Source organism: Raineyella sp. W15-4 (genome assembly GCF_033170155.1).
GTDB lineage: Bacteria > Actinomycetota > Actinomycetes > Propionibacteriales > Propionibacteriaceae > Raineyella.
This window is the reverse complement of the sequence record NZ_CP137079.1, coordinates 2,614,730-2,640,440: the sequence shown is the minus strand read 5'-3', so window position 1 is coordinate 2,640,440 and position 25,711 is coordinate 2,614,730. Positions and strand designations below refer to the sequence as shown.

The following is a 25,711-nucleotide window of genomic DNA, read 5'->3' as shown; positions in this document are numbered from 1 at the left end:
GATGACGATGACCTCCCCTGGGCGATGCAGCTCGTCGTCCGCCGCGACCGGCATGTCCCGACCCGGGAGATCGATGTGGCCGAGGCGGCCGCCCGGGCGGTCGTCTCGCTGCTCGCCGACGAGCGCGCGGCCCCGGGCGGGCCATGGCACGACGCTGTCGAATACTGGTCCGACGACCGGATCCGCAAGCTCGTCCGCCGCGCCGACGGCAAACGCTGGGACGACGTCCAGATCCTCGACGGCATCACGACCAGCCAGCCGGGACCGGAGGGCCACGCCACCGCCGCCGTCCGGGCCTTCGTCCCCGCACCGGTACATCCGCTGCCCCGGCTGCTCGACAAGCTGCAGGTGTCCGGCACGCAGTTCGAGACCGGCGGGGAGAGCCTCACCGTCGATCCCGTCGTCGTGATCGAAGTCAGCCCGCTGATCGAGCTGACCAGCGGCAAGCTGGCGGCGCAGTGCGGCCACGCCGCCCAGCTCGCCTGGGAAGCCATGGACGCGCCGATCCGGCGGCGGTGGCGGGCCGACGGCCTCCGGGTGCGGGTCGATCACCCCGACCCGGTGGCCTGGGCGGCCGCCACCCGCCCCGTCTCGGTGGTCGATGCCGGCTTCACCGAGCTCGACGGGCCGACCGAGACCGTCCGGGCCCGGTGGATGCCCGGCTACCGTTGGCCTGCGGGGGACCCGGAATGGAGGAACAGGTGACAGACGACGCCCGGACGGACGAACAGCTCGGCGCTGAGGACTTCAGGGCTGTCTTCCGGCGACACGCAGGGGGTGTGGCGGTGGTCACGGCGGTCGGGCCCGACGGTCCACGGGGCTTCACCGCGACCTCGGTGGTCTCGGTGTCCGTCGATCCCGCCTACTTCGCCTTTTCGGTCAACGCGACCTCCTCGTCCCGGGCGGTGATCGAGGCCGCGGACGGGGTGGTGGTCAACGTGCTGTCCGCCGCCCAGTCCGACGTCGCGGCCAGGTTCGCCGCGCCCGCGCAGGACCGGTTCGCCGGGATCGCCACCGAGGTGCTGCCCGGCGGGGAGATCGTCCTCTCCGGCGCTGTCGGGTGGGTGCAGGGCCGGATCGAACAGCGGATCGACATCGCCGGCAGCCTGCTCGTCATCGCCCGGGCCGTGCGTGCGGATCTGGGGCCCCGGGCCTTCCCGTTGGTGTACGTCGATCACGCCTACCATCGGCTGAGCGAGGACAGCAGGCTCCGCTGAGCCGGCTCACCAGGGGATCAGCGGCACGAAGGAGTACGGCCCGTGGCGGGTGTCGACGATCCGGCCGGAAATCTCCTGCCGGATCCGGTGCATCACCGAGGCAACCGGGATCACCATGATGCCGCCCGGGGCCAACTGGTGGACCAGATCCATCGGCAGCCGCTCGGCGTCGGCCGACACCAGGATCCGGTCGAACGGCGCCGCGGCGGGCCACCCGAGCAGGCCCGGGACGGCCTGGTGGATCTCGGCCCACGGCAGGCCCAGGGTCGCCAGCGTCGCGGCGGCCCGGCGGGTCAGGTCGGGGATCCTCTCGACCCCGGTCACCCGGCCGGACGATCCGACCAGCCGGGCGAGGAGCGCGGTGGTCCAGCCCGAGCCGGCTCCCACGTCCAGCACCGACCCGCCGGCCGGCACCTCGAGCAGCTCCAGCATCGCCGCCACGGTGGACGGCTGGGAGTTCGTCTGGCCGTGACCGATCGGCAGCGGGAGGTCGATGTCGGCGTACGGCCGCTCCGCCGCCCGGAGAAACGGGACACGCCCGAGGTCCCGCATCACCCGCAGGATGTCGGACATCGTCGCTGCTGTGCTCACAGGTCCATAATGGCCGCATGCCGGAAGCCCCCGAGCTCGACGCCGCTGCGGCCTTCCTGCGGGAGCGTGCCGCGGGCCGGCTGGTCGAGCGTGTCGACCTCGCCTCGTTCTCGGTGCTGAAGACTGCCGACCCGCCGCACACCGCCCTGATCGGCAAGCGGCTGACCGAGGTCGGGCGGCGTGGCAAGTTCCTGCTGCTCGGCTGCGAGGACGTCCACCTTGCCCTCCATCTGGCCCGCGCCGGCTGGCTGCACTGGCGCGCCACCACCCCGAAGACCCCGGTCCGGCCGGGCCGCGGCCCGCTGGCGCTGCGCCTCGTCCTGGACAGCGGGTCGGCGCTCGACGTGACCGAGGCCGGCACCAAGAAGGGCGTGGCGGCGTACGTCGCCGCCGACCCCGCGACACTGCCCGAGATCGCGCGCCTCGGACCGGAGGCGGCCGGCCTGTCGGTCGAGGAGCTCGGTGCGATCCTGGCCGGCACCGGCGCCCGGCTGAAGACGGTGCTCACCGACCAGATGCTGATGGCCGGCATCGGCAACGGCTTCTCCGACGACATCCTGCACGCGGCGCGGCTGTCACCGTACGCGACGGCGAAGACCCTCGGCGTCGACGAGACCGGTCGGCTGCACGCCGCGATCGGTGAGGTGCTCGGGCGGGCCGCCGAGGCGATGGCGGGACAGCCGCTGGACCGGCTCAAGGGCATCAAGCACGCCGGCTACCGGGTGCACGCCAGGACCGGGCTGCCGTGCCCGATGTGCGGCACCGACATCGCCGAGGTCGCTTTCGCCGACAAGTCGCTGCAGTACTGTCCGACCTGCCAGACCGGCGGCCGCCGGCTCAGCGATCGGCGGATGGATCGCCTGTTGAAGTGAGCCGGGGTCAGCTCTCGGCCCGTGGGTGACCGGCCCGGTCCCGCCGGGCGTGCCGCAGTGCCCGCAGGTCCTCCGCCAGCGGCCGGTAGGTCGCCACCAGCAGCACCAGCGCGGTGGGGACCAGGAAGGCGAACCCGATCCACAGATAGCCCGCGGCGCCGATCATCCCGCCGAGGAAGAACAGGCCGACCAACGAGGCGAGCATCGCCAGCTTGGTCCGGTCGCCGACCACCGGGTCCGCGTCGGGAAGCCGGTTGCGATAGGCGATCTTGCCGAGCTCGATGCCGATGTCGGTGACCATGCCGGTGACGTGGGTGGTGCGGATCGTCGCCCCGGAGATCTTGGTGATGGTGGCGTTCTGCAGGCCCATCGTGAAGCAGAGCACCGCGATGAACACCAGGTGCCGGTGGTCCCAGGTGAGCTCCTCGGCGAGCAGGCCGAACAGCAGCATCAGGCCGCCCTCGACCAGCAGCACGTTCGCGTAGCGGCTGTGCAGCCCCCGGCGGCGACCCCAGTTGAAGATCACGGCGCAGCCCATCGCGCCGGCGATGAACGAGGCCAGCGCGGTCACCCCGCTCAGCACCACCGCCGGCCGCCACAGCACGATGGCGTCGGCGACCGTGGCGGTGAGCCCGGTCATGTGTGAGGTGTAGACGCTGACGGCGACGAAGCCGACGGAGTTGAGGATCCCGGCCACCAGGGCGAGCAGCAGCGCGAGATGGCGGTTGAGCTCAGGCGTACGTCGCGCCCCGGCCACCTCCAGCAGGTAGTCGGCCACCCGGGTCCTCACGTGCTCTCCTCCCGCCGGTGTGATGGTGACGACATCTTGACCCCTGGCGATCCGCTGGCACAGCTACGCGTGCCACTGTGGTCGCTCGGCCGTCAGCGCCACCGGGTGAGGATCTCCTCCCGGTCGAAGGCGACCCTCGCCAGGAGGAACAGCACCACGTCGACGACGGCCAGCACTCCCGAGAGGGACAGCATCCCGACGGGATCGAGAGGGACGATCCCGACCTCGGAGAGGACGTAGATCGCGGCGAAGGGGAGCGTGATGAGTGCGGCCGCCTGCTGGGCCGCACGCGTCTCGGCGGCGCGCGTCGAGACCAGGACGCTGAACAGGACACTCAGCAGGGAGGACAGCGGGACGACCACACCGATGATGATCCAGGCCGCCGGGCCGGGCAGGTAGCCGACACCGAAACGGGCGGACGTCCGGAGATCGGCCAGGACGATGAACAGCGCGATCCCCAGCCAGGTGGAGACGACCGGAGGCAGGACCGCGGCGAGCGCCTTCCCCAGCAGGATGTCCAGATCGGTGACGGGCGTGGCGAGCAACGGCTCGAGGCTCCGCTCGACCTTCTCCCCGACGAAGGAATACGCGGCGATCGTCGTCGAGAGGATCGCGGCACCGACGGCGAAGAAGAACACGAAGGAGAGCAGCAGGTGTGCGACGACGTCCGTGGGGACCTCGGCGGCCCGTCCTACGTACCCGATGACGAGCGAGAGCCCGATGGCGGTGAGGACCGGGAAGAGGATGAGCGAGTACCGGAGGCTGCGGCGCCGGAGGGCCGTCCCGAGGTCCTTGCGGGCGATGGTGAGGACGTCGGTGGCGTTCACGGGTGGTCCTCGACGATCTCCAGGTAGGCGTCCTCGAGGGTCTCCCCCCGGGACACCGCGGTGACCCGGCCGCCGGCCAGCACGATGGCTGTGACGAGGTCGGGTACGGAGACCTCGGCGGGCAGGTGCGCCTCGAGCTGCGTGGTCGCGGCAGTCACATCGACGGCGCCGACACTCCGGGCCGCCTCGACGACGGCGTCCGTGACCTGCTCCAGCTCGACGGCAACACGACCGGCAGCCATGCTCACGCGCAGTTCGGCTGGCCGGCCGACGCGGAGGAGACGGGTCCGCAGGATGCCGACGCGATGGCAGATCCGCTCAGCCTCCTCGAGCCGGTGGGTGTTGATCACGACCACATGCCCACGTGCTCCGAGGTCGACGAGGAACTGCCGGACCGTGCGGGCCATCTCCGGGTCCAGGTTGGCGGTCGGCTCGTCCAGAAGGACGACCGGCGGATCGTGCACCAGCGCCCGAGCGAGGGCGAGCCGCTGTTTGAGGCCCTTCGACAGGTCGGCGACCGGCATGTCACGTCGCTCCCAGAGGTCCAGCCGGTGCAGCAGCCACTCGATCTGCTCGACCCGTCGCGGTCGGTCCACGTGGTGGAGTCGGGCGAAGAAGTCCAGCGTCCGGGCCGCGCTCAGATCGCCGTAGAGACCGACCTCCTCCGGTAACACCCCGACGAGTCTCCGCAGGCGGGGGCCGGCCGACCGGTCGGTGATGTCGACGCCCTGCACGGTCGCGCGGCCGCTCGTCACCCCGATCAGCCCGGCCAGCATCCGGATCGTCGTCGTCTTGCCCGCACCGTTCGGGCCGAGCAGGCCGAAGACCTCACTCTCACCGATCTCCACCGTGAGACCGTCGACCGCCAGCGTCTCACCGAACCGGCGCGTCAGTCCCTGCACCGAGATCACACCGGCAGGATACCCGGTCGGCCGGTCGGCCGACCGGCCGGGCGGAGCCGGCGGGAACCGGCGCCACGCGGGGGCGGACACCGGCCTCCCGTGGGTTTTCGTGGTGGACCACCCCGCAGACGATTACCGTGGGCGTATGCGGGAACAACAGGAGCGGCCGATCGGCTACTGGGCCAAGCATCTCGATTCCCTGATCAACCAGGCGTTCGAGCAGGCCCTCCACGAGGACGACGTGACGCGTCGTCAGTGGCAGGTGCTGAGCGCCCTGTCCTGGGGCGCCCGGACCGTCGCGAGCCTGCGCGAGACGCTCGGCGCGTTCCGTTGTGACCGGGACGACTCGCTGGAGGCGGCCCTGGAGATCCTCTCCGCCCGGGGCTGGATCGACGACGACGGGACGACACTGTCCCTCACCGAGACCGGTCTGGCTGCCCACGACCAGGTCCGCGGCCACGTGGAGCACGTCCGGCAGGACTTGGCCCGCGGCATCAGCGGCGCCGACTACCGCACCACGGTCGACACCCTGCGCCGGATGTGCGACAACCTGTCCTCCGGTCTTCCGGAGAGCGCCTGAGCCGAGCCGTCGATCGCCGTGCCGCCGGCCGACCGTCCGCGGGTCGGCCTGGTGCTCAATCCCGTCGGCCGGCGGGCGGAGCGCGCCCGCCGGGAACTCGCCGCGGCCCTGGCCGCCCTCGGCGCACCCGCCCCGACCGTCCTCACCACCACCGTCGACTCGCCCGGCGCCGACCAGACCCGGCGACTGCTGGCCGCGGGGGCGGACCTGGTGGTGGTCGCCGGTGGTGACGGGACCGTCCGCGAAGCGGCCCGGGTGCTCGCCGGGACCGGCGTTGCGCTGGGCATCGTCCCGACCGGGACCGCCAACATCGTCGCCCGCAATCTGCGGCTGCCCCGCCGGGACGTACGTCTCGCCGTGGCGACCGCGCTGGGCGGCGGCGAGCTGCGGATGGACGTCGGGTCCGCCCGGATGACCACCGCTCCCGGACCGGTGGTCGAGGCGGTCTTCCTGGTGATGGCCGGGATCGGCCGCGACGCGCAGACCGTGGCCGCCACCGGCGTACGCCTCAAACGGCGGCTCGGCTGGCTGGCCTACTTCACCGCCGGGATCCGCCATGCGCTGCTGCGGCCGCTGCCGATGGTCGTCGATCTCGACGGTCATCCGCGCGCGGTGCGGACCTGGACCGTGCTCTTCGGCAATCTCCCACGGGTCCCCGGGGGGATCACCGTGTTTCCCGACGCGGCCCCCGGCGACGGCGCCCTGGAGACCCTGGAGGTGCCGCTGCGCAGTCTCCTCGACTGGGTCGCCGTGGCCGGCACGGGACTGTTCCACCGACCTCGCCGGACCCGGGCGCTGGCGTACGGCCGGACCTCCGCCGCCCGGGTCACGCCGCCGAGCCCGCTGCCGGTCCAGTTGGACGGCGATGTCGTCACCGATGTCGTCGACCTCGAGGTGGGTGTGTTGCCCGGCGCCCTGACGGTCCGATGCCGGCCCGCTCGGCCCCGAATCCGGCGCACCGCCGCCGGCCGCGTCCTACACTGAGAAGTACGTACGGCGTCGTACTACGACCGTCCGGGTGCGCCTGTCGGGCACCGTGTCCACACCCGCACGGGAGGTCATCATGTCCGCCGTCATTCCCGACCGGTTCACCGGCCGGACCATCATCGTGACCGGTGCCGGATCCGGCATCGGCAGGGCCACCGCCGCCAGGCTGGTCGCCGAGGGGGCGACCGTCGTCGGGGCCGACCTGTCCGAGGAGCGGCTCCGGGAGGTCGCCGAGGAACTCGGCGCTCCGGGCTTCCGCTATGTCGCCGGGTCGATCACCGACCAGCAGGTCGTCGACCGGGTGGTCGCCGAGGCCGGCCCCGAGCTGTGGGGGCTGGTCAACAACGCCGGGATCATGGACGACTTCCTCCCCATCGCGGAGATCGACGACGCCACCTGGCAGCGGGTGCTCGACGTCAACCTGACCGCGATGATGCGGCTGAGCCGGGCGGCGATCCCGGTGATGCTGGCCCGCGGTGCGGGGGTGATCGTCAACGTCTCCTCCGAGGCCGGGATCCGGGCCGGAGCGGCCGGGGTCGCCTACACGGCGTCCAAGCACGCCGTGATCGGGCTGACGAAGTCCACCTCGCTCTTCTATGCCCGCAAGGGGATCCGGTGCAACAGCGTCGCGCCCGGCGGGGTCGCCACCAACATCCAGGCCCGGATGGACACGCCCGGGTTCGCCGAGACCATCGCCCCGCTGCTCGGCGCGATGATGCCGCCGACGGCGACCGCCGACGAGCTCGCGGCGGCCATCACCTTCCTGCTCAGTGACGACGCCTCCAACATCAGCGGCGCGGTGCTGATGTGTGACGGCGGGTGGAGCGTGATCTGAGGCCGGACGCGCCGGACGGCGCCGGGGATGTCTCCCCGACGCCGTCCTGGTCGGCACGGACCGGTGGCGTACGGACCTCGGTCCGGAGGCGTCGGCCCGGCCGCGCCGGTCAGCCCAGCTTGGCGATGATCTCGTTGAAGGCGGCCGACGGACGCATCACCGCGGTGGTCTTCGCGTCGTCGGGGCGGTAGTAGCCGCCCAGGTCGACCGGGTGGCCCTGGACCCCGATCAGCTCGGCGTCGATCTGCTCGGCGTGGTCCGCCAGCTCGGCCGCGACCGGCGCGAACGCGGCCGCCAGCTCGGCGTCCTCGGTCTGCGCGGCGAGCTCCCGGGCCCAGTAGGTCGCCAGCCAGAAGTGGCTGCCCCGGTTGTCGATCTGGCCGACCTTGCGGGCCGGGCCCTTGTTCTGGTCGAGCAGGGTCTCGGTGGCCTTGTCGAGAGTCGCGGCGAGCACCCCGGCCTTGGGGTTCCCGTTGGTCGCCTCGTGGCGGAACGACTCGGCCAGCGCCATGAACTCGCCCAGCGAGTCCCACCGCAGGTAGTTCTCGGCGAGCAGCTGCTGGACGTGCTTCGGGGCGGAGCCGCCGGCACCGGTCTCGAACAGGCCTCCACCAGCCATCAGCGGGACCACCGACAGCATCTTCGCCGAGGTGCCGACCTCGAGGATCGGGAACAGGTCGGTGTTGTAGTCGCGCAGCACATTGCCGGTCACCGAGATGGTGTCCTCGCCACGGCGGATCCGCTCCACCGAGTACTGGGTGGCCTCGATCGGGGACATGATCTCGATCGTCAGGCCCTCGGGGTCGAACTCCGGCAGGTAGGCCTTGACCTTCTCGGCGATGTTGCGGTCGTGGGCGCGCGCCGGGTCGAGCCAGAAGACCGCCGGGGTCTGCGAGGCACGGGCCCGGGTGACGGCCAGCTTGACCCAGTCCTTGATCGGGGCGTCCTTGGCCTGGCAGGCCCGCCAGATGTCGCCGGCCTCGACGGCATGCTCGATCAGCACCTCACCGGCGGCGTTGACGACCTGCACGGTGCCGTCGGCCGGGATCTCGAAGGTCTTGTCGTGGGAGCCGTACTCCTCGGCCTTCTGGGCCATCAGGCCGACGTTCGGCACCGACCCCATGGTGGTCGGATCGTAGGCGCCGTGGGCCTTGCAGTCGTCGATGACGGCCTGGTAGACGCCGGCGTACGAGGAATCGGGGATGACCGCGAGGGTGTCGGCCTCCTGACCGTCCGGGCCCCACATGTGGCCGCCGATCCGGATCATCGCCGGCATCGAGGCGTCGACGATGACGTCGGAGGGCACGTGCAGGTTGGTGATCCCCTTGTCGGAGTTCACCATCGCCAGCGCCGGGCCGTCGGCCAGCTCGGCGTCGAAGGAGGCCTTGATCTCCGCACCGTCCGGCAGCGCATCGAGGCCGGCGAGGATGGCGCCCAGCCCGTTGTTGGCGGACAGGCCGGCCTCGTCCAGGACGGCCCCGTACGCGGCGAAGGTCTTCGGGAAGAAGGCCTTGACGACGTGGCCGAAGATGATCGGGTCGGAGACCTTCATCATGGTCGCCTTGAGGTGCACCGAGAACAGCACGCCCTCGGCCTTGGCGGCGGCGACCTGCTCGGCGAGGAACTCGTCCAGCTTCTTCGCGCTGAGGAAGGTGCCGTCGATCACCTCACCGGCGAGCACCGGCAGCGCGGCCTTGAGGACGGTCTCGGTGCCGTCGGCGCCGACGAGCTTGATCTGCAGGGTGTCGTCGGCCGGGATGATCACGGACTTCTCGTTGGTGCGGAAGTCGTCGTGGCCCATCGTGGCGACCCGGGTCTTCGAGGTGGCCGTCCAGGCACCCATCGAGTGCGGGTGCTTGCGGGCGTAGTTCTTCACCGCCAGCGGGGCGCGCCGGTCGGAGTTGCCCTCCCGCAGCACCGGGTTGACCGCGGAGCCCTTGATCTTGTCGTAGCGGGCGCGAGCGTCCTTCTCCGCCGCCGTCTGCGGCTCGTCGACGTAGTCGGGCAGCGCGTAGCCGAGGGCCTGCAGCTCCTGCACGGCGGCCTTGAGCTGGGGGACCGACGCCGAGATGTTCGGCAGCTTGATGATGTTGGCCTCGGGGGTCTTCGCGAGCTCACCGAGTTCCGCGAGGGCGTCGGCGACCTGCTGGTCCGCGGGCAGCAGATCGGCGAAGGCTGCCAGGATCCGGCCGGACAGCGAGATGTCACGCGTCTCGACCTGCACCCCCGCCGTTGAGGCGAAGGCCTCGACGACCGGGAGGAGGGAGTACGTGGCCATCAAGGGCGCTTCGTCGGTGTGGGTGTAGATGATCGTGGCCATGTGCTGGGCATCTCCCTGGGTCGGACGGCTGCGTTGCGGACGCTCTTCGGCGGGGCCAGATTATCCGAAAGGCCTGGCGGGGGCCGTCGCGTTCGGCCGTGATGTGCCGTACCGCAGCAGCGAACGGGTGTGATGTTCCCGGCTCAGGTGCGGGATCGTCAGGCGCGGGGCGCGAGCACCAGGTTGTCGATCAGCCGTGGCGCGCCGACCCGTACCGCCAGCGAGGCCAGCGCGCCGACCGCCGGGTCGACGGTGCCCAGCTCGGCCAGGGTGCGCGGATCGGCGACGCTGACATAGTCGACTTTCGCCCGCGGCTCGGCGGCGAGGACCTCGCGGATGATCGTCCGCAGCGCTTCGGCGTCGCGTTCCCCGTTCTCCCAGGCCTGCCCGGCCGCCCGCAGTGCGCGGGAGAGCACCAGCGCGGCCGGGCGGTCCGTGGCGGTGAGATAGGTGTTGCGGCTGCTCATCGCCAGGCCGTCCGGCTCCCGGACGATCGGGCAGGCGACGATCTCGACCGGCAGCCCCAGGTCGCGGACCAGCTGCCGGATCACCGCGACCTGCTGGGCATCCTTCTGACCGAAGTAGGCCCGCCGGGGGGCGACGAGATGGAACAGGATGCTGATGATCGTCGCGACCCCGCGGAAGTGGCCGGGCCGGCGGGCCCCTTCCAGCACGTCGGCGACGCCGCCGGGGGCGACGTACGTGTCGAAACCGGCCGGGTAGACGTCCTCGACCCGCGGTGCCCAGACCAGGTCGACACCGGCCGCTGCCAGCAGGCCGAGATCGTGGTCGAGGTCGCGCGGGTAGGCCGCGAGGTCCTCGGCGGGCCCGAACTGGGCCGGGTTGACGAAGATCGACACCACGGTGGCGTCGTTCTCCTCGGCGGCCCGGCGGACCAGGCTGAGGTGTCCCTCGTGCAGGAAGCCCATCGTCGGCACCAGACCGACCTCACCGGCCCCGCCCAGCCCGGCCCGGGCGGCCCGGAGCTCCTCGCGGGTGGTGACGACCCTCATCCCTGTTCCTCCGTCCGGTGGTCCTCCGCCCGGTCCAGCCCGGCGAGGGCCTCGGCCAGCACCTGCGGGTCCATCCCGGCGCTGTTCCGCTCGGTCGGGAACACCCCGGAGCGTACGTCGTCGGCGTAGGCCTGCAGGCCGCCGACCACCTCCTCGCCGAGGGTGCGGTAGCGGCGGGTGTGCCGGGGGACGAAGTCGCTGAACAGGCCGAGCAGGTCGTGCCAGACCTGCACCTCCCCGGAACACCGGGGGCCGGCGCCGATGCCGATCGTCGGGATGTCGAGCCGGGCGGTCACCTCGGCGGCCAGCGGGGCGGGGATCAGCTCCAGCACCACGGCCCAGGTGCCGGCGTCCTGGAGGGCGAGGGCGTCCTCGACCAGGGCGCGGGCGGCCGCGGACTCCTTTGCCTGGACCCGCATCCCGATCTGGTTGACCGACTGCGGGGTGAAACCGAGATGGCCCATCACCGGGATCCCGGCCTGCACCAGCCGGCGGACCGTCGGGGCGACCGGCCGGCCGCCCTCCAGCTTGACCGAACCGGCGCCGCCCTCGGCGAGCAGCCGCCCGCCGTGGCGCAGCGCGTCGGTCTCGGTGGCGTACGCCAGGAACGGCAGGTCTGCGACGACCAGCGGGGTCGCGCAACCGCGGACCACAGCCCGGGTGTGGTAGACCATGTCGTCCACGGTGACCGGCAGTGTCGACTCGTGGCCCTGGACCACCATGCCGAGGGAGTCGCCCACCAGGATCATCGGCACGCCGGCGCGCTCCACCAGTTGGGCGCTGGTGTAGTCGTACGCGGTGATCATCGGGATGCGCTCACCGCGCAGGTACGCCGCCCGGATGTCGGCGATCGAGGTCCGCATCGGTCAGCTCAGCGCCGCCGGCATCGGGCCGTGCAGGGCCATCGGGTCGTCGACATCGGTGATGATCCGGGCGATCGAGTTGTCGTTCGAGTCGACCAGGACGACCCTGGGGTGCCAGCCGGCCGGGACCGGATCGGTCACCTGGGTGTAGGCCATGATGATGACGAGGTCGCCGGGCTGCACCAGCCGGGCCGCCGCGCCGTTGAGCTGGATCTCGCCCGAGCCACGGGCGCCGGCAATGGTGTACGTCTCGAGACGCTCGCCGTTGTTGAGGTCGACGACCTGGACCCGCTCGAAGGGGAGGATGTCCGCCGCGTCGAGGAGATCCTCGTCGACGGTGATGCTGCCGACATAGTCGAGGTCGGCCGCTGTGACCCGTGCGCGGTGGATCTTGCCGCTCACCATCGTCCGGAACCGCACGTGTGTACCTCTCTGCCGTGTGGTGTTCGGCACAAGTTTACGCTCCCGTTCCAGTGCCATCACCGGGGTCCCGCAGGGCGGCATCGACCGCGGCCAGGGTGGCCGGGCCCATCCCGCGGGCGACCAGCAGGTCGTGCGCCGCCCGTCCTGCCGCGCGGTAGAGCGCCGCGGTATCGGGGCGGTCGGCGAGCGCCGCGAGATGGCGCCGGATGGTGCCCACGTCGCCGCGTACGGCGGGGCCGGTGAGCCCGCCCGGCAGGCCGACGCCCTGCAGTCCGTCGAGACTGGTCCGGACCAGGGGGAGCAGGGCCTCCAGGGCGGCATCGGCGTCCAGCCCGCAGTCCTGCAGCAGCCGCGCCGCATGGTCGATCAGGACGACGGTGTAGTTGGACGCCATCGTCGCCGCGGCGTGGTAGCGGGGGCGGTCCTCCTCCCGGAGCAGCACCGGACGGCCACCCAGGGTGGCGGTGAGTCCGACCAGGACCTCCCGCAGCTCGGCCTCGGCGGTGATGCCCCAGGTGACGCCGGGAGCGATCGGGGTGTCGACGGTGGCGAAGGCCTGCATCGGGTGCCAGGCCCCGAGCCACCGGCCGGTGGCCAGCGGCGCCAGCGGAGCCAGGTCGAGCGCCCCGGAGCAGTGCACGACCCCGCTCGTCCCATCGGCATCGGCGGGCTCGCCCGCCTCGGCGGCCAGGGCGGCGGCGAGAGGGCCGATCGCGTCGTCGCTGACGGCCAGTACGGTCAGATCGGCGTCGAGCGCGCGGGCCCGGTCGGGGTCCCTGGCCGACAGCATGCTGGCCGCCACCCCCCGGGCGGTGAGGGCGCCGGTCAGGGCATGGGCGAGACGACCGGTGCCCAGCACCGCGACCGTGACACCGCTCACCGCCGCTCCCGGTCGTCGATCGCCGGCGGCCTCCGGGCGCCGAGGACGGCCGCCCGGATGTAGGTCGCCCCGGCGACGACGTGCAATGCCGCGCCGGCCCAGAGGAGCAGCCTGCCGAAGATCGTGGCCGGCGGGTAGAACGCCAGGGCGGCGATCAGCGCGACGATGCCGACGAAGAGCACCGCCGTGCGGAACTTGCCGAGCAGGTGCACCTTGATCCGGCCCCTCGCCGCGGCGCGCCCGGCGAGCAGGCCGGTGGCCAGGTCGGTGACGACGACGATGCCGACCGGCCACCACGAGACGTGGCCGCCCAGGGCGAGGGCCAGCAGCACTGCGCCGATGCCGACCCGGTCGGTGATCGGATCGAGCATCTCCCCGGTCCGGCTCACCTGGTGCAGGGCCCGGGCCAGGAAGCCGTCCACCCAGTCGGTGGCCGCCCAAAGGGCGAGCAGCCCGACGACCAACGGGCTGTCCCCGGGCGTACGCACCAGCAGCCAGCACACCGGCGCCAGCAGTAGCAACCGGAGCAGGGTGACGGCGTTGGGCAGGGTCAGCCAGTCGGGGCGGGTGGAGGTGGTGGTCGGCGGGGGGCTCACCTCTCCCCTCACGGGGTGCGGGTCCATGCGCCCATTGTGGTCCGTGGGTGGTCAGCCGGGGTCAGAGTTCCGGTGTGACCTGCTCGAAACGCTGCTGCCACTGGGTGTTCTCCCGGACCCACAGGGCGGTCCGGAGGGTGGCGGTGGTGGCCTGCGTGGCGCGGCTGAGCAGCAGCACCTCGTCGGGACGCAGCCGGCGCGCCTCGACGATGTCGAGGGTGCAGACGTCGGGGGAGAGCACCCCGCTGAGCACGTCGCCGCGGTGGTCGAGGCTGCCGTCCGCCCGTACCCGGAACCAGCCCGGATGCAGCAGGCCGGCCCACTGCGTCGGGTCCTCGGCGGGCTCGGCGCTGTGCAGCCAGCGCTCGAGCTCGGCGACCTGGTCGATCTCGGGCAGGTCGAGCTCGGGCTCGGCGCCGGAGAAGAGGTCGGGCTGCAGGTAGTCCTCCGGGAGGTCGGACTCCTCCTCGTCGGGCTCGGTGACCAGATCGTCGGGTTCGGTGACCACCGGAGCGGCAGCGACGCCGCCGGTCACCGGGAACCCCGGCCCGGCGTCGGGCTCGCGGCCCTGCTGGTAGGCGGTGGCGGCGGCCCGGGCGCGGGTGTCGGCCGCCTCGTTCAGGTTGTGGCCGTTGTGCCCACGGACCCACTCGAAGGTGACGTCGCGTCCCTGCATCGCCTCGTCGAGGGCCTTCACCAGATCGACGTTCAGGACCGGTTTGCCGTCGGCCTTCTTCCAGCCCTTCTTCTTCCAGCCCTTGGTCCACTTGGAGATCACGTTGATCGCGTACTGGCTGTCGCACAGCACGTGCAGCGGTTCGTCGGCGTGGGCGGTCTGGTGCAGCAGGTCCAGCACCGCCATCAGCTCCCCCATGTTGTTGGTGCCACGGGGCCACCCGCCGCTGGCCCAGCAGTCGTCGTCGACGTACCAGGCCCAGCCGGCCGGGCCGGGATTGCCGAGGGATGATCCGTCCGCCGCTGCTGTGATCGTCACGGGGCCGATTCTCACACACCGTACCGACGGCCGGTCGCGGCCGGGGCTCAGCCGTGTCCGAGCGTACGACGCAGCAGCAGTGCGGTGCCGACCTGGCTGACCGCGACGATCACCACCAGCAACGGCAGCGCGGAGGTGTAGAGGCCGCCGGCGAGGGCACCGCCACCGATCGCCGCGGCGCCCTGGATCGCCGCGAACACGCCGTACGCGGTCGCCCGGCGGTCCTTGCCGACCAGATCGGCGACCAGGGCCTTCACGGTGGAGTCCTGCAGCCCGTTCGCCGCACCCCAGGCGAGGACGCCGATGATCGCCACCCAGGCGGACCGGGCGAAGGCCAGCAGTGGGACGAGGGTGACCAGGATCGGCAGCACGTACAGCACGCGGGGGCCCCACCGGTCGTAGCCGTGGCCCGTCGCCAGGGCGGCCAGCGCGGACGCTCCCTGGCCGGCGGCATACACCACCGGGACCGCGGCCAGCGGCAGGACCGCAGCGGAGACCAGATGGAAGGAGATCACCCCGAAGGTCACCAGTCCACCGGTGGCCAGTGCAGCGCAGGCGGCGAACAGGAAGAACCGGCGCGGCAACCCGATGCCGAGGGTCCGGCCCCACCAGTGTCCCGCCGCGTCGCCGCGGCCCCGGTCGGGGGCGGGACGGGCGGCGGTGGCACCCGGCGCGGAGGGCGGTCCCGGGTCGGCGAACACCGAGGTGTCGGGGACCCGGAGCTGCAACACCACGAGGATGACGAGGGCGAACACCCCCGGCACAGCGAGCCAGGCCATCGCGGGGGCGATCATCGTGGTGGCGGCGATGATCGCGGCCACCAGCAACGGCCCGCTGAGGGCGCCCAGTTCGTCGAGGAACTTGTGCACCCCGAAGCCGCGACCGCGCCCCACCGCTCCGGCGGCGTCGGCGAGCAGGGCGGTCTTCGAGGGGCTGCGGACGGCCTTGCCGGTGCGTTCCAGCAGGATCAGGGTGATCGCGACGCCCAGCCCGGCTGCGCCGAGCCGCGGGGTGATGCCCAGCAGGGGTACGCAGACGGCGGTCAGCCCGTAGCCGACCAGGGTCAGTGACCAGTAACGTCCGGTGCGATCGGCGAGCGGCCCGAACAGCAGCCGCAGCACCAAGGCCATCGCTTCGCCGGTCCCCGTCACCAGCCCGACGACCAGGCCGGTGGCGCCCAACTGACCGAGCAGCGGGCCGGTGATCGATCGAGCCCCCTCGTACACCATGTCTGCGGCGAAACTGACCGATCCGAAGCCGATCACCACCTGCCAGGCCTTCGCCCTCAGGTCGCCGTACGGCCCGCCGGCCCGGTCGGTGTGTTCCCGGCTGGTACGCATGGCCCACTCCCTCCCGACGGTCCGCGGGGACGGTGCCATCGTAGGACCCCCGACGGGCCGGCCAGGGCGCAGAGTACGGCTCGACGTCGCCGACAGTTTGCGGACGGTTCCACCACTCTTAACGTGGATGTGGAAAGAATGTCGTGTGAGTAACCGTGGACCCGGCCGTTCGCCCCGACCCGTGGAGCCGACGGCGCCCGGCTCCTCCGGGGGGGCCGCCACGCGGGCCCCTGGGGCCCGGGCGCCCTGGCGCTGGACACAGCGCCAGCCATGGCGCAACATCCTGACCTCGATCGCCGTGGTGTGCATGGCGCTCGCCTTCTTCGAGTCGGTGGCGGGGATCCTCCCGGACGGGACGCTGTTCTGGCTCATCACACCGGTCCGGGCCGTGCTGATCGTCGGCCTGGTGGCGATGGCCCTCGTCGTCCCGCATCCGTCGGCGTGGCGGACCTGGCTCGACATCCCGCTGCTGGTCCTGGTCCTGACCAGTCTGGTCGCCTCGTTCGGCAGGACCGACAGCATGGCCGCCTGGCGGTGGCTGCTGACCGAGGTGGCGCTCTACTACCTGGTCGTGATGGTCCGTCGGCAGCATCGCGACGGTCACCGGGCCGCGCTGATCTTCGTCCTCGTCGGTATCGCCACGCCGGCGCTCATCGCCCTGCAGCAGGCGGCGGCGCAGACCCCGACCGGTTTCTGTCGGTCCCCGGGACAGGGCATGGCCGACGGCTGTGAGCAGCCCGGCGCCCTGGTCCGGGTGATCGGCACGATGACCAACCCCAACCTGCTGGCGGCCTTCCTGCTGCTCTTCCTGCCGCTCGCCTGGCTCGCCGTTGACGAGTGGCTGAACAGTGCGGCCCGGCTGGCCGGCTATGTGCTCCTTGCCCTGGGCTACCTCGCGTTGCTGCAGACCTGGTCGCGGGCCGGCCTGGCGGCCGGCGTGCTGGGGATCGTCGCCCTGTTCACGCTGGCCAGGCCGATCGGGCGGCGGCTGCGGATCGGCGGAGCGCTGCTTGCCGTCGGACTGGTGGCCGCGGTCGGCATGGCGGTCGTCTCCGGCGCCGGGGTCCGCACCAGGCTCTGGACGGCCGCGCTCTCCCTGGCCGTCCACCACCCGCTGGGCGTCGGCCTCGGCCGCTCGGGGACCCTGCTCACCCAGGCCATCCCGGACTCGCTGCAGTTCCAGCACGCCCACAACACCTGGCTGAACTGGCTGGTCGAGGCCGGCTGGCTGGGCTTCCTGGCGGTGATGGCGATCACCGTCCTGGTCTGCTGGCGGGTCTGGCGCTCGACCGCCGAGGGGTCCCGGATCGCCGCCGCGCTCGGCGCCGGCCTGCTCGGCTTCGGGTTGATGAGCCTCACCGATCACCCCGCCAACGCATTGCGGATCGCCCTGGCTCTCGCCTTCGCGATCGGTCTGGTGATGACCTCCCCGGTGGCGGACCAGCGGATCCTGGCCCGGCCCTCCGTCCCGGTGGCCGGACGTCCCGGACAACCTGAGCCGGTCGCCGGTCCCGAGCCGGTCGCCGCTCCGGTGCCCGCGGTCCCGTCCTTCCCCGAACCGGATCGCGGCGCCGTCGGTGCGGGGGACACCACCGTCGGTGGATGGGACCCGTACACTCCGGTCGGCTCCCAGGGCTGGGGCGAGCCGGCGCCGGCGGTCGAGCCCGCCCGAGCCGAGCCCGCCCGCGTCGAGACTCCTGCGCCCGTGCCGACGTACGCCTCGGCCTGGCGGGGCGCCCCGGTCCCTCGATCAGAGTCCGTCGAGCCGCCGCCCCCGACACCGGACCGGGTACCGTGGGCCCGACCCGACGGCGACCCCAATCCGTGGGCCCGCCGCGGCGCCGACGCCGACGACACCACGGAGGACGACGTGCCACGGATCGGCCGGGGCAGCCGGTGGCGGGGCTGACCGGCGAGGGTCCCACCGGAGAGGGGTGACGGACATCGAGATCAACTGCATCGCCGCGAGCCGGACCTGGCGAGGCGGTGTGGTCGTCGACGACGACGTCCGCCCCGATGAGGTGGCCGCCGAGATCCGCGACCCGGACAACATCGTCTGGATCGACCTGCTGCAGCCCGACGCCGGAGAACTCGGGGCGCTGGTGCACGAGCTCGGCCTGCCCCCGACGGCCGTCGAGGACGCCCTGGCGCCGTTCGAGCGCCCCAAGGTCTCGCGCCGCGAGGGTTACCTCTTCTTCACCGTGTACGCCACCCGCCTGCGGCCGCACGACCACCTCGACCCGACGAAGGGCCGGATGGTGTCCAGCCGGGTCTCCGGCATCATGACGCCGCACGCCCTGGTGACGATCCGCCTCGACGACGGTTTCGACATGACGCAGCCGGAACGGACCTGGCGCGAGGACTCCCACCTGCTGCAGTACGGCGCCGGGGCGCTGGTCCACGGCCTGCTCGACGTCATCGTCGACGGGCACTTCGAGACCATCCAGGCCCTCGACGACGAGACGGAGCGACTCGAGGACGTACTGTTCGCCGCCGGCCAACCGAAGGCCGGGTTCATCCGCCAGGTGTACGGGCTGCGCAAGGACCTGGTCGACCTGCGCCGGGTGGTGCTGCCGATGCGCGAGGTGGTGAACGGGGTGCTGCGGCACCGGACCGGCCCACACACCGAGCTCGACTCCTGGTACGACGACCTCTACGACCACGTCCTGCGTGCCGCCGAGTGGACCGAGTCGCTGCGGGACATGGTGGCGACGATGTTCGAGACCCACCTGTCGTTGCAGGACTCCCGGCTGAACCAGATCATGAAGAAGCTCGCCGGCTGGGCCGCGATCATCGCCGTGCCGACGGCGATCACCGGCTGGTTCGGCCAGAACGTGCCCTACTGGGGGTTCAACCAACCGTGGGGCGTCGGGCTCAGCGCGCTGATGATCCTGGTGTCCTCGATCGGGCTGTACCTGCTGTTCCGGCTCAACGACTGGGTGTAGCCGAGATGAGCACCGGACACTTCTACGCGGACGGGGACATCGCCGAGATCTACCGGTGGTTCGCCGCCGAGGCGGCACCCTCGTCGCCGACCTGGCGGGCGGTCTGTGACTGGGTGGCCCGGACCGGGGCGGTCGCCGACCGGCTCGCCGCCCTGCCCGGCATGAAGCGCCAGCCGCAACTGTTCCTGGCGGCGCTGCGACGGCTCGACGCACCGCTGACCCCCGGACCCGCCCTCGCGGACTGGGTCGCCGAGCACTGGGACGAGCTGGAGCGGACGATCCTCGGCCACTCCACCCAGACCAACGAGGTCGGCCGGTGCGCGGTGCACCTGCCACTGCTCGCCGGTCTGGCCGATGACGCCGGCCCGATCGCCCTGGTCGAGGTGGGGTCCTCGGCCGGTCTGTGCCTGCTGCCCGACGCGTACGCCTACCGCTACCGCTTCGCCGATCGGCCCGACCTGGTGGTGGGATCGGGGACGCCGGTGATCCCGTGCCGGATCGGCGGGGCCACCCCGGCCGAGGCGGCGTACGCGACACCCGCCATCGCCTGGCGGTGCGGGATCGACACCGCCCCCCTCGATCCGACCGACCCGGAGGTCGCGGCCTGGCTGCGGGCGCTGATCTGGCCCGGCCAGCAGGAGCGCGAGGACCGGCTCGCCGGTGCGCTGGCCACCGCCGCCGGCCTGCCGCCGGTGCCGGTGATCACCGGCGACGCCCTCGAGGCGCTGCCCGACGCGGTCACCGAGGCCCGCCGGCATGCGGACACCGTGGTGGTGATGCACACCGCCACCCTGTCGTACGTGTCCCGCGACCGGCGGGCCCGGTTCGGGGCGCTGGTCGGTGGGCTCGGGGCACGCTGGGTCTCCTGTGAGGGGGAGCGGGTGGTGCCCGAGGTCCGCGACCGGCTGCCCGCCGCGCCGTACGCCGGGCCGCCGTGCTTCGTGCTGGCCCTGGACGGTCGGCCGCTGGCCCGGGTGGGCCAGCACGGCGGCTGGATCGACTGGCTGACCGAGGCCGCGGCGGATCGGACCGTCGGCCCGGCCTGACCGGGCGGTTGGGGGACCGCCCGGGGGGACCCCTGAGTGCGGGATCGGTGCCTGGCGGGGATGATGGGGACATGATTTGGCGTTGGTTGGTGAACTCCCTCGCCGTGGCGGCCGCGACCTACCTGGTCGCGGGCATCACGGTGACCGCCCCCGACACGACCGGCATCGTGCTCACCGTCGCGCTCGTCGCGTTGCTGTTGGGCGCGGTGAACACGATCGTCAAGCCCATCCTCGGGACCCTCACCGGCTGTCTGGTGGTGCTGACCTTCGGTCTGTTCCTGCTCGTCATCAACGCCCTGATGCTGATGCTCACCTCCTGGCTGGCCGGACTGGTCGGCCTGGGCTGGCATGTCGACGGCTTCGGCCCCGCCTTCTGGGGAGCCCTGGTGATCTCGATCGTCAGCTTCCTGCTCGGCGCGTCCCCCTGGCGTCGGGAGCGCGCATGAACCGCCGCTGCGGGGCCGGGCCGCACCGTCCGGTGGCGGGCCACCGGACGGTCGGACCCCAACGGACCGGCCGGTGTGCCCACCGCGGTGGGCTCTACCACGACCCGGACGCGGTCTGCCGGCGCCACCGGCGGCTGCTCACCGGGTGGGTCAGGACGGATACCGAGTGGTCACGGGAGCGGGGACGCCGCTAGGGTCGGTGCTGCCGGCCGCCTGGCCGGTGGGTGCCCTGCGTGGGTGCCCGATCGGCAGGAAGGTGGCGGCATCGTGCTCGTGCTGTTCGACTTCGGGGAGGTCCTCGGACTACCCCAAACACCTCGCGATCGGGTCCGGATGGCCGCGGTCGCCGGTGTCGAACTCGAGGCGTTCAACCATCGCTACTGGGCGAAGCGACAGGCGTACGACAAGGGCGGCCTGACCGCCGGGGAGTACTGGCACGCGATCGCTGGCCGTGGCCTGGCCGAGGAGACCGTCGAGGAGCTGGTCCAGCGCGACGTCGACAGCTGGCTGCACCTGTCGGAGGAGGTCGTGGCGATCCACGCCGGTCTGGTGGATCGGGGGATCCCCACGGCGCTGTTCTCCAACGCCCCGGTGTCCATCGCCGCAGCGATCGACGAGTTGCCCGAGCTGTCGGCGATGAAGGGCCGCTGCTACAGCTGCCGGATCCACCTGGCGAAGCCCGATCCCACCGCCTACCACACGGTGTGCCGGGACCTCGGCGTCGCCCCGGAGACGGTGATCATGGTCGACGACCGGCCGGTCAACTGCGAAGGCGCCCGCAGCACCGGGATGCAGGCCATCCGGTTCCGCAACCCGAGCCAGCTGCGCGCCGACCTGGAGCCGCTCCTCGCCGCCTGACCGTCCGGGCCCCGATCGTGGGACACTCGGCACCATGACAGGAGCGGACAACGGTGGGGCCGTCGCCCCGACCCGTGCGGAGCGCCTCGACCGGCTGCCCTACACCCGGCAGCACCACCGGCTGCTGATCGGCTCGGGGATCGGCTGGGCCCTCGATGCCATGGACGTCGGCCTGATCTCGTTCGTGATGGCGGCCCTGGCCGTCGAATGGCACCTCGGCGCCACCACCCTGTCGGTGATCGGGTCGATCGGCTTCGTCGGCATGACGATCGGGGCCGCGCTCGGCGGCCTGCTCGCCGACCGGGCCGGGCGCCGGCAGGTGTTCGCGCTGACCCTGCTGATCTACGGCGTGGCGACCGGTGCCGCCGCCCTGTCCTGGTCGGTGACCGCCCTGGTGGTCTTCCGGTTCATCGTCGGACTCGGGCTCGGCGCGGAGCTCCCGGTCGCCTCGACCCTGGTCAGCGAGTACGCCCCCCGCCGGATCCGGGGCCGGATGGTGGTGTTCCTCGAGGCCTTCTGGGCGGTGGGGTGGATCCTTGCCGCGCTGATCGGCTACTTCATCATCCCGGCCTTCGCCAGCGGCTGGCGCTGGGCGCTCACTGTCGGCATCCTCCCGACCCTCTACGCAGTGGTGGTCCGGTTGGGGCTGCCGGAGTCCGTCCGGTTCCTCGAACAGCGCGGCCGTACGGCAGAGGCGGAGCAGGCGGTCCGGCGGTTCGAGACCTCACCGCCGATGCTGCGCCGGGTCCGGGCGCCCCGGGAGCCGGTGACCGACATCGACGACATCCGGGCCGCCTCGATCTGGGCCCGGCCGTTGGCCGGGCGGACGGCCGCGCTGTGGGTGGTGTGGTTCACCATCAACCTGTCCTACTACGGCGCCTTCACCTGGCTGCCCACCCTACTGCTCGGCCGCGGCTTCACCCTCACCCGTTCCTTCGAGTACGTGCTGCTGATCACCCTGGCCCAGCTGCCCGGCTACCTCGCCGCGGCCTGGCTGATCGAGCGGTGGGGCCGGCGCCTCACCCTCGCGGTGTTCCTGCTCGGGTCCGCCGCCGGTGCGGTGGCCTTCGGACTGGCGTCTTTCGGTGACCGGCCGGCGGTCGGGGCGGTGCTCGGCGCCGGGGCCGTGCTGTCGTTCTTCAACCTGGGCGCCTGGGGCGCGCTCTACGCCATCGGCCCGGAGCTCTATCCCACCCGGTTGCGGGGCACCGGCACCGGGGCAGCGGCAGCCTTCGGCCGGATCGCCTCGATCCTGGCCCCGTTGTCGGTGCCGGTGTTCCTCCGCTGGGGCGGAGCGTCGTATGGCTTCGTGCTGACCTTCGTGGTGTTCGGGGTGGCCTTCCTGATCGGGGCCGTCGCGGCGGTGACGCTGCCCGAGCAGCGTGGCAGGGTGCTGGTCTGAGCAGTGCCGCTTGTCGAAGGTATCCATGGCAATCGGGTAACAAAACGTGGTCCGGGGGGACAAAAACATCGACCCATGGGTTCACCGACGGTAATCTCCAGCAGGATCGAAGGGGCACGCGGGTGTACTACGGGTGACGTACGAATGTACTACAGTCGACGTACAACTCTCGTGCGTTTGCCGGGTCGTCACGGGACGATCCGGCGGACACGATGCAGCGCAGCAGCTCCGGCGGAGGGCCGGGAGTGCGGAATCGGCGCCGAAGGGGGTGCCGAACCTAGGAGGAAGTTCATGCGTCGAAATGTCCGTGTGGCCACACTCGCGACAGTGGCCGTGGTGTCGATGTTCGCGGCCGCCTGCGGCGGCGGAGGTGCCAACAGCTCCGCCGGCGGGGGGACGGGAGGCTCCATCACCGTTCGCGGGTGTACCCCGCAGGAGGCTCTGATCGGGGCCAACACCACCGAATCCTGTGGCCACATGGTGTTGAAGACCCTGTCGTCGCAGCTGGTGCACTACAACGTGGACACGGCGGCCCCTGAGCTGGATCTCGCCCAGTCGATCGAGACCTCCGACAACCAGAGCTTCACCATCAAGCTGAAGCAGGACCGGACGTTCCACGACGGCACCCCGGTGAAGGCGGCGAACTTCGTCAATGCCTGGAACTACGCCGCCTACGCCCCGAACGGCATGCAGGGTGGCTACTTCTTCGAGCCGATCGAGGGCTACGCGGATCTGCAGTGCCCCGACACCAAGTGCACGACGAAGCCGAAGACCGACAAGATGACCGGCCTGGCGGTGGTGGACGACTACACCTTCACCATCAAGACCAGCTCACCGGTGTCGAACCTGCCGATCCGGCTGGGGTACACCGTCTTCCAGCCGCTGCCGGACTCGTTCTTCTCCGATCCGAAGGCATACGAGGCCAAGCCGATCGGCGCTGGCCCGTACAAGTTCGTCTCGCAGGACGCCTCGAACATCGTGGTGGAGAAGGACCCGAACTACAAGGGTCAGTGGCCCGCCCACACCGACAAGATCACCTACCGGATCTACCAGTCGACCGACGCGGCCTACGCGGATGTGATCGCCAACAACCTGGACGCCAGCGATGAAGTGCCGACCGGCATGCTGGTCAACGATCAGTGGAAGACCGACGCCGCCGACCGTAACCTCGTCGCGAAGGAGGGGGTCATCCAGCTGGCGGCCTTCTCGCCGGTCGACGAGCAGCTGAAGAACCCGACGCTGCGCAAGGCGATCTCGATGGCGATCAACCGCCCGGAGATCACCAAGCAGGTGTTCATGGCGACCCGTACGCCCTCTGACTCCTGGGTGGCCCCCTCGGTGGACGGCTACAAGGCCGGCGCCTGTGGCGACACCTGCACCTACAACCCCGACCAGGCCAAGGCGCTCTACCAGCAGGCCGGCGGCTACCAGGGAACGCTGACCCTGGCGGTGAACGGTGACGGCAGCCACAAGCCGTGGGCCGACGCCACCTGCAACTCGATCAAGAACACCCTCGGTCTCGACTGCCAGGTGATCGTCACCCCGGACTTCAAGACCCTGCTCGACCAGATGAAGAACCGTGAGCTCAAGGGCATGTTCCGTTACGGCTGGCAGATGGACTACCCGTCGATCGAGGACTTCCTCACCCCGGTCTACGCCACCGGCGCCTCGTCGAACTACTTCAACTACTCCAGTGCGGAGTTCGACCAGCTGCTCAAGGAAGGCAACCAGGCCAAGACCACGGCCGACGCGAACGTGAAGTGGCAGGCCGCCGAGCAGGTGCTGGGCAAGGACCTGCCGACCCTGCCGCTGTGGTCCACCACCCGCCCGGTGATCTGGTCCACCAACGTCACCAATGTCAAGGTCGACCCGTTCGGCGAGATCGATTACGCCGGTATCCAGACGAAGTGACGCCGGGTCCACGGTGATCCCCTGATCGCCACCCACCGGCCCGCCGGGATCCCGGCGGGCCGGTGGCGTACGCTTCGCATCTGCGGCGGCGCCCAGGGGATCCCGCCGGTTCGAGAGGAGCACGCATGGGAACCTATGTCATCCGCAGGTTGTTGCAGATGATTCCGGTCCTGATCGGATCGACGTTCCTGATCTTCCTGATGGTCTTCGCCCTCCCGGGAGACCCCGTCTCCGGTCGCTGCGGCGAGCGCGCCTGCCCACCGTCGTACGTGGCGAAGTTCACCCAGGAGTACCACTTGGACCAGCCGGTCGTGGTGCAGTACGGCTACTATCTCGGCAAGCTGGTCCGCGGTGACCTGGGCACCAACTTCTACGGCAACCCGGTCCTGCACGAGCTCGCCGTCCGGTTCCCGACCACGTTGCGGCTGGCCGTCATCGCGATCGCGTTCGAGATCGTGGTCGGCATCGGCGCCGGCGTCTGGGCCGGGATGAGACGCGGACGGTGGCCGGACACCCTGGTGACGATCGGCAGTCTGCTGATCATCTCGGTGCCGGTGTTCGTCATCGGTGCCCTCGCCCAGCTGGTCTTCGGGATGAAGCTGGGGATCTTCCCGGTGACCTCGACCTCCGGCACCTGGTGGCAGCTGCTGTTGCCGGGCCTGGTGCTCGGCTCGGTCTCGGTGGCGTACGTCGCCCGGCTGACCCGGACCAATCTGGTGGAGAACCTGCGGGCCGACTACGTCCGGACGGCGAAGGCCAAGGGCCTGGGGCGTGGCCGGTCGATCGGTCTGCACACCCTGCGGAACTCGCTGATCCCGGTCGTCACCTACATCGGCTACGACTTCGGCGCGCTGATGGGCGGCGCGATCGTGACCGAGCGGATCTTCAACATCAACGGGGTCGGCAGCTTCATCTTCCGCTCCATCTCCCAGCGTGACGGCGTGTCGGTGGTCGGCGCGGTGGTCATGCTGGTGTTCATCTACCTGCTCATGAACCTGCTCGTCGACCTGCTCTACGGCGTGCTCGACCCGAGGATCAGCCATGAATGACCGTGAGGACCAGGCCATGGTCGA

At 71.4% G+C, this 25,711-nt stretch carries 26 protein-coding genes; 14 read left to right on the top strand and 12 right to left on the bottom strand.

What is annotated here, in order from left to right; translation table 11 throughout:
• Window positions 1–24 precede the first annotated feature (24 nt).
• Both R0145_RS12300 and R0145_RS12295 read left to right on the top strand, forming a co-directional pair.
• A complete protein-coding gene (locus R0145_RS12300) occupies window positions 25–705 on the top strand; it encodes a peptidyl-tRNA hydrolase (RefSeq protein ID WP_317840240.1) in 681 nt (226 codons plus the stop codon).
• Window positions 702–1,217 (top strand): flavin reductase family protein, encoded by a 516-nt coding sequence (locus tag R0145_RS12295; protein ID WP_317837128.1) that lies wholly within the window; start codon window positions 702–704, stop codon window positions 1,215–1,217. The genes R0145_RS12300 and R0145_RS12295 overlap by 4 nt, the downstream gene beginning before the upstream one ends.
• A 6-nt stretch (window positions 1,218–1,223) precedes the next feature.
• On the opposite strand, the gene R0145_RS12290 is transcribed toward R0145_RS12295, so the two are convergent.
• Window positions 1,224–1,808 (bottom strand): protein-L-isoaspartate O-methyltransferase, encoded by a 585-nt coding sequence (locus R0145_RS12290; protein WP_317837126.1) that lies wholly within the window; start codon window positions 1,806–1,808, stop codon window positions 1,224–1,226.
• A gap of 17 nt (window positions 1,809–1,825) precedes the next feature.
• Between R0145_RS12290 and R0145_RS12285 the strand changes: the two genes are divergently transcribed.
• The gene (locus R0145_RS12285) at window positions 1,826–2,680 is read left to right on the top strand and encodes a DNA-formamidopyrimidine glycosylase family protein (RefSeq protein ID WP_317837125.1); all 855 of its coding nucleotides are present in this window, start codon (window positions 1,826–1,828) and stop codon (window positions 2,678–2,680) included.
• 7 nt (window positions 2,681–2,687) lie between these two features.
• Here the strand turns inward: R0145_RS12285 and R0145_RS12280 are convergent, their stop codons facing one another.
• The 3 genes from R0145_RS12280 to R0145_RS12270 all read right to left on the bottom strand — a co-directional run bounded on the left by R0145_RS12280 (window position 2,688) and on the right by R0145_RS12270 (window position 5,208).
• A complete protein-coding gene (locus tag R0145_RS12280; RefSeq protein WP_317837124.1) occupies window positions 2,688–3,470 on the bottom strand; it encodes a YoaK family protein in 783 nt (260 codons plus the stop codon).
• Between the two features lie 92 nt (window positions 3,471–3,562).
• Window positions 3,563–4,297, bottom strand: coding sequence for an ABC transporter permease (locus R0145_RS12275; protein WP_317837123.1), 735 nt, complete (start codon window positions 4,295–4,297; stop codon window positions 3,563–3,565).
• Window positions 4,294–5,208 (bottom strand): ABC transporter ATP-binding protein, encoded by a 915-nt coding sequence (locus tag R0145_RS12270; protein ID WP_317837122.1) that lies wholly within the window; start codon window positions 5,206–5,208, stop codon window positions 4,294–4,296. The genes R0145_RS12275 and R0145_RS12270 overlap by 4 nt, the downstream gene beginning before the upstream one ends.
• Before the next feature lie 136 nt (window positions 5,209–5,344).
• Between R0145_RS12270 and R0145_RS12265 the strand changes: the two genes are divergently transcribed.
• The 3 genes from R0145_RS12265 to R0145_RS12255 all read left to right on the top strand — a co-directional run bounded on the left by R0145_RS12265 (window position 5,345) and on the right by R0145_RS12255 (window position 7,601).
• Window positions 5,345–5,779 (top strand): MarR family transcriptional regulator, encoded by a 435-nt coding sequence (locus R0145_RS12265; RefSeq protein ID WP_317837121.1) that lies wholly within the window; start codon window positions 5,345–5,347, stop codon window positions 5,777–5,779.
• Window positions 5,780–5,830: 51 nt separating this feature from the next.
• The gene (locus R0145_RS12260; protein WP_317837120.1) at window positions 5,831–6,763 is read left to right on the top strand and encodes a diacylglycerol/lipid kinase family protein; all 933 of its coding nucleotides are present in this window, start codon (window positions 5,831–5,833) and stop codon (window positions 6,761–6,763) included.
• 79 nt (window positions 6,764–6,842) lie between these two features.
• Complete coding sequence (locus R0145_RS12255; RefSeq protein WP_317837119.1) at window positions 6,843–7,601, top strand: SDR family NAD(P)-dependent oxidoreductase; 759 nt, start codon at window positions 6,843–6,845, stop codon at window positions 7,599–7,601.
• A 109-nt stretch (window positions 7,602–7,710) separates the two neighbouring features.
• Here R0145_RS12255 and R0145_RS12250 read toward each other — a convergent pair whose 3' ends face one another.
• From R0145_RS12250 to R0145_RS12215, 8 genes are all read right to left on the bottom strand, one after another.
• Window positions 7,711–9,921 carry an NADP-dependent isocitrate dehydrogenase gene (locus tag R0145_RS12250; protein ID WP_317837118.1) on the bottom strand — a complete coding sequence of 737 codons (2,211 nt, stop codon included), beginning with the start codon at window positions 9,919–9,921 and terminating at the stop codon, window positions 7,711–7,713.
• A 158-nt stretch (window positions 9,922–10,079) separates the two neighbouring features.
• Entirely contained in the window at window positions 10,080–10,934 is an 855-nt protein-coding gene (panC, locus tag R0145_RS12245; RefSeq protein WP_317837117.1) for a pantoate--beta-alanine ligase, read from the bottom strand.
• On the bottom strand, window positions 10,931–11,797 hold the full coding sequence (panB, locus tag R0145_RS12240; RefSeq protein WP_317837116.1) for a 3-methyl-2-oxobutanoate hydroxymethyltransferase: 867 nt from the start codon (window positions 11,795–11,797) through the stop codon (window positions 10,931–10,933). The genes panC and panB overlap by 4 nt, the downstream gene beginning before the upstream one ends.
• A gap of 3 nt (window positions 11,798–11,800) precedes the next feature.
• On the bottom strand, window positions 11,801–12,202 hold the full coding sequence (gene panD / locus R0145_RS12235) for an aspartate 1-decarboxylase (protein ID WP_317840239.1): 402 nt from the start codon (window positions 12,200–12,202) through the stop codon (window positions 11,801–11,803).
• A 52-nt stretch (window positions 12,203–12,254) separates the two neighbouring features.
• On the bottom strand, window positions 12,255–13,100 hold the full coding sequence (locus R0145_RS12230; RefSeq protein WP_317837115.1) for a DUF2520 domain-containing protein: 846 nt from the start codon (window positions 13,098–13,100) through the stop codon (window positions 12,255–12,257).
• A complete protein-coding gene (locus tag R0145_RS12225; RefSeq protein WP_317837114.1) occupies window positions 13,097–13,723 on the bottom strand; it encodes a CDP-alcohol phosphatidyltransferase family protein in 627 nt (208 codons plus the stop codon). Before R0145_RS12225 ends, R0145_RS12230 begins: the two co-directional genes overlap by 4 nt.
• Window positions 13,724–13,757: 34 nt before the next feature.
• Window positions 13,758–14,690: an RNase H family protein gene (locus R0145_RS12220; protein WP_317837113.1), complete on the bottom strand. Its 933-nt coding sequence runs from the start codon at window positions 14,688–14,690 to the stop codon at window positions 13,758–13,760.
• 47 nt (window positions 14,691–14,737) lie between these two features.
• Window positions 14,738–16,030 (bottom strand): MFS transporter, encoded by a 1,293-nt coding sequence (locus tag R0145_RS12215; protein WP_317837112.1) that lies wholly within the window; start codon window positions 16,028–16,030, stop codon window positions 14,738–14,740.
• A 181-nt stretch (window positions 16,031–16,211) separates the two neighbouring features.
• Here R0145_RS12215 and R0145_RS12210 point away from each other — a divergent pair, with 181 nt between their 5' ends.
• The 8 genes from R0145_RS12210 to R0145_RS12175 all read left to right on the top strand — a co-directional run bounded on the left by R0145_RS12210 (window position 16,212) and on the right by R0145_RS12175 (window position 25,687).
• On the top strand, window positions 16,212–17,939 hold the full coding sequence (locus tag R0145_RS12210; protein ID WP_317837111.1) for an O-antigen ligase family protein: 1,728 nt from the start codon (window positions 16,212–16,214) through the stop codon (window positions 17,937–17,939).
• 25 nt (window positions 17,940–17,964) lie between these two features.
• A complete protein-coding gene (locus R0145_RS12205; protein WP_317837109.1) occupies window positions 17,965–18,975 on the top strand; it encodes a magnesium transporter CorA family protein in 1,011 nt (336 codons plus the stop codon).
• 5 nt (window positions 18,976–18,980) lie between these two features.
• Complete coding sequence (locus tag R0145_RS12200; RefSeq protein WP_317837108.1) at window positions 18,981–20,021, top strand: DUF2332 domain-containing protein; 1,041 nt, start codon at window positions 18,981–18,983, stop codon at window positions 20,019–20,021.
• A 71-nt stretch (window positions 20,022–20,092) separates the two neighbouring features.
• Window positions 20,093–20,467, top strand: coding sequence for a phage holin family protein (locus R0145_RS12195; protein WP_317837106.1), 375 nt, complete (start codon window positions 20,093–20,095; stop codon window positions 20,465–20,467).
• A gap of 237 nt (window positions 20,468–20,704) precedes the next feature.
• A complete protein-coding gene (locus R0145_RS12190; protein WP_317837105.1) occupies window positions 20,705–21,325 on the top strand; it encodes an HAD family phosphatase in 621 nt (206 codons plus the stop codon).
• A gap of 34 nt (window positions 21,326–21,359) precedes the next feature.
• Window positions 21,360–22,727, top strand: a complete 1,368-nt coding sequence (locus R0145_RS12185) for an MFS transporter (RefSeq protein WP_317837104.1) — start codon at window positions 21,360–21,362, stop codon at window positions 22,725–22,727.
• A 477-nt stretch (window positions 22,728–23,204) separates the two neighbouring features.
• Window positions 23,205–24,638, top strand: coding sequence for an ABC transporter substrate-binding protein (locus R0145_RS12180; protein ID WP_317837103.1), 1,434 nt, complete (start codon window positions 23,205–23,207; stop codon window positions 24,636–24,638).
• A 125-nt stretch (window positions 24,639–24,763) separates the two neighbouring features.
• A complete protein-coding gene (locus tag R0145_RS12175; protein ID WP_317837102.1) occupies window positions 24,764–25,687 on the top strand; it encodes an ABC transporter permease in 924 nt (307 codons plus the stop codon).
• The last annotated feature ends 24 nt before the right edge of the window (window positions 25,688–25,711 follow it).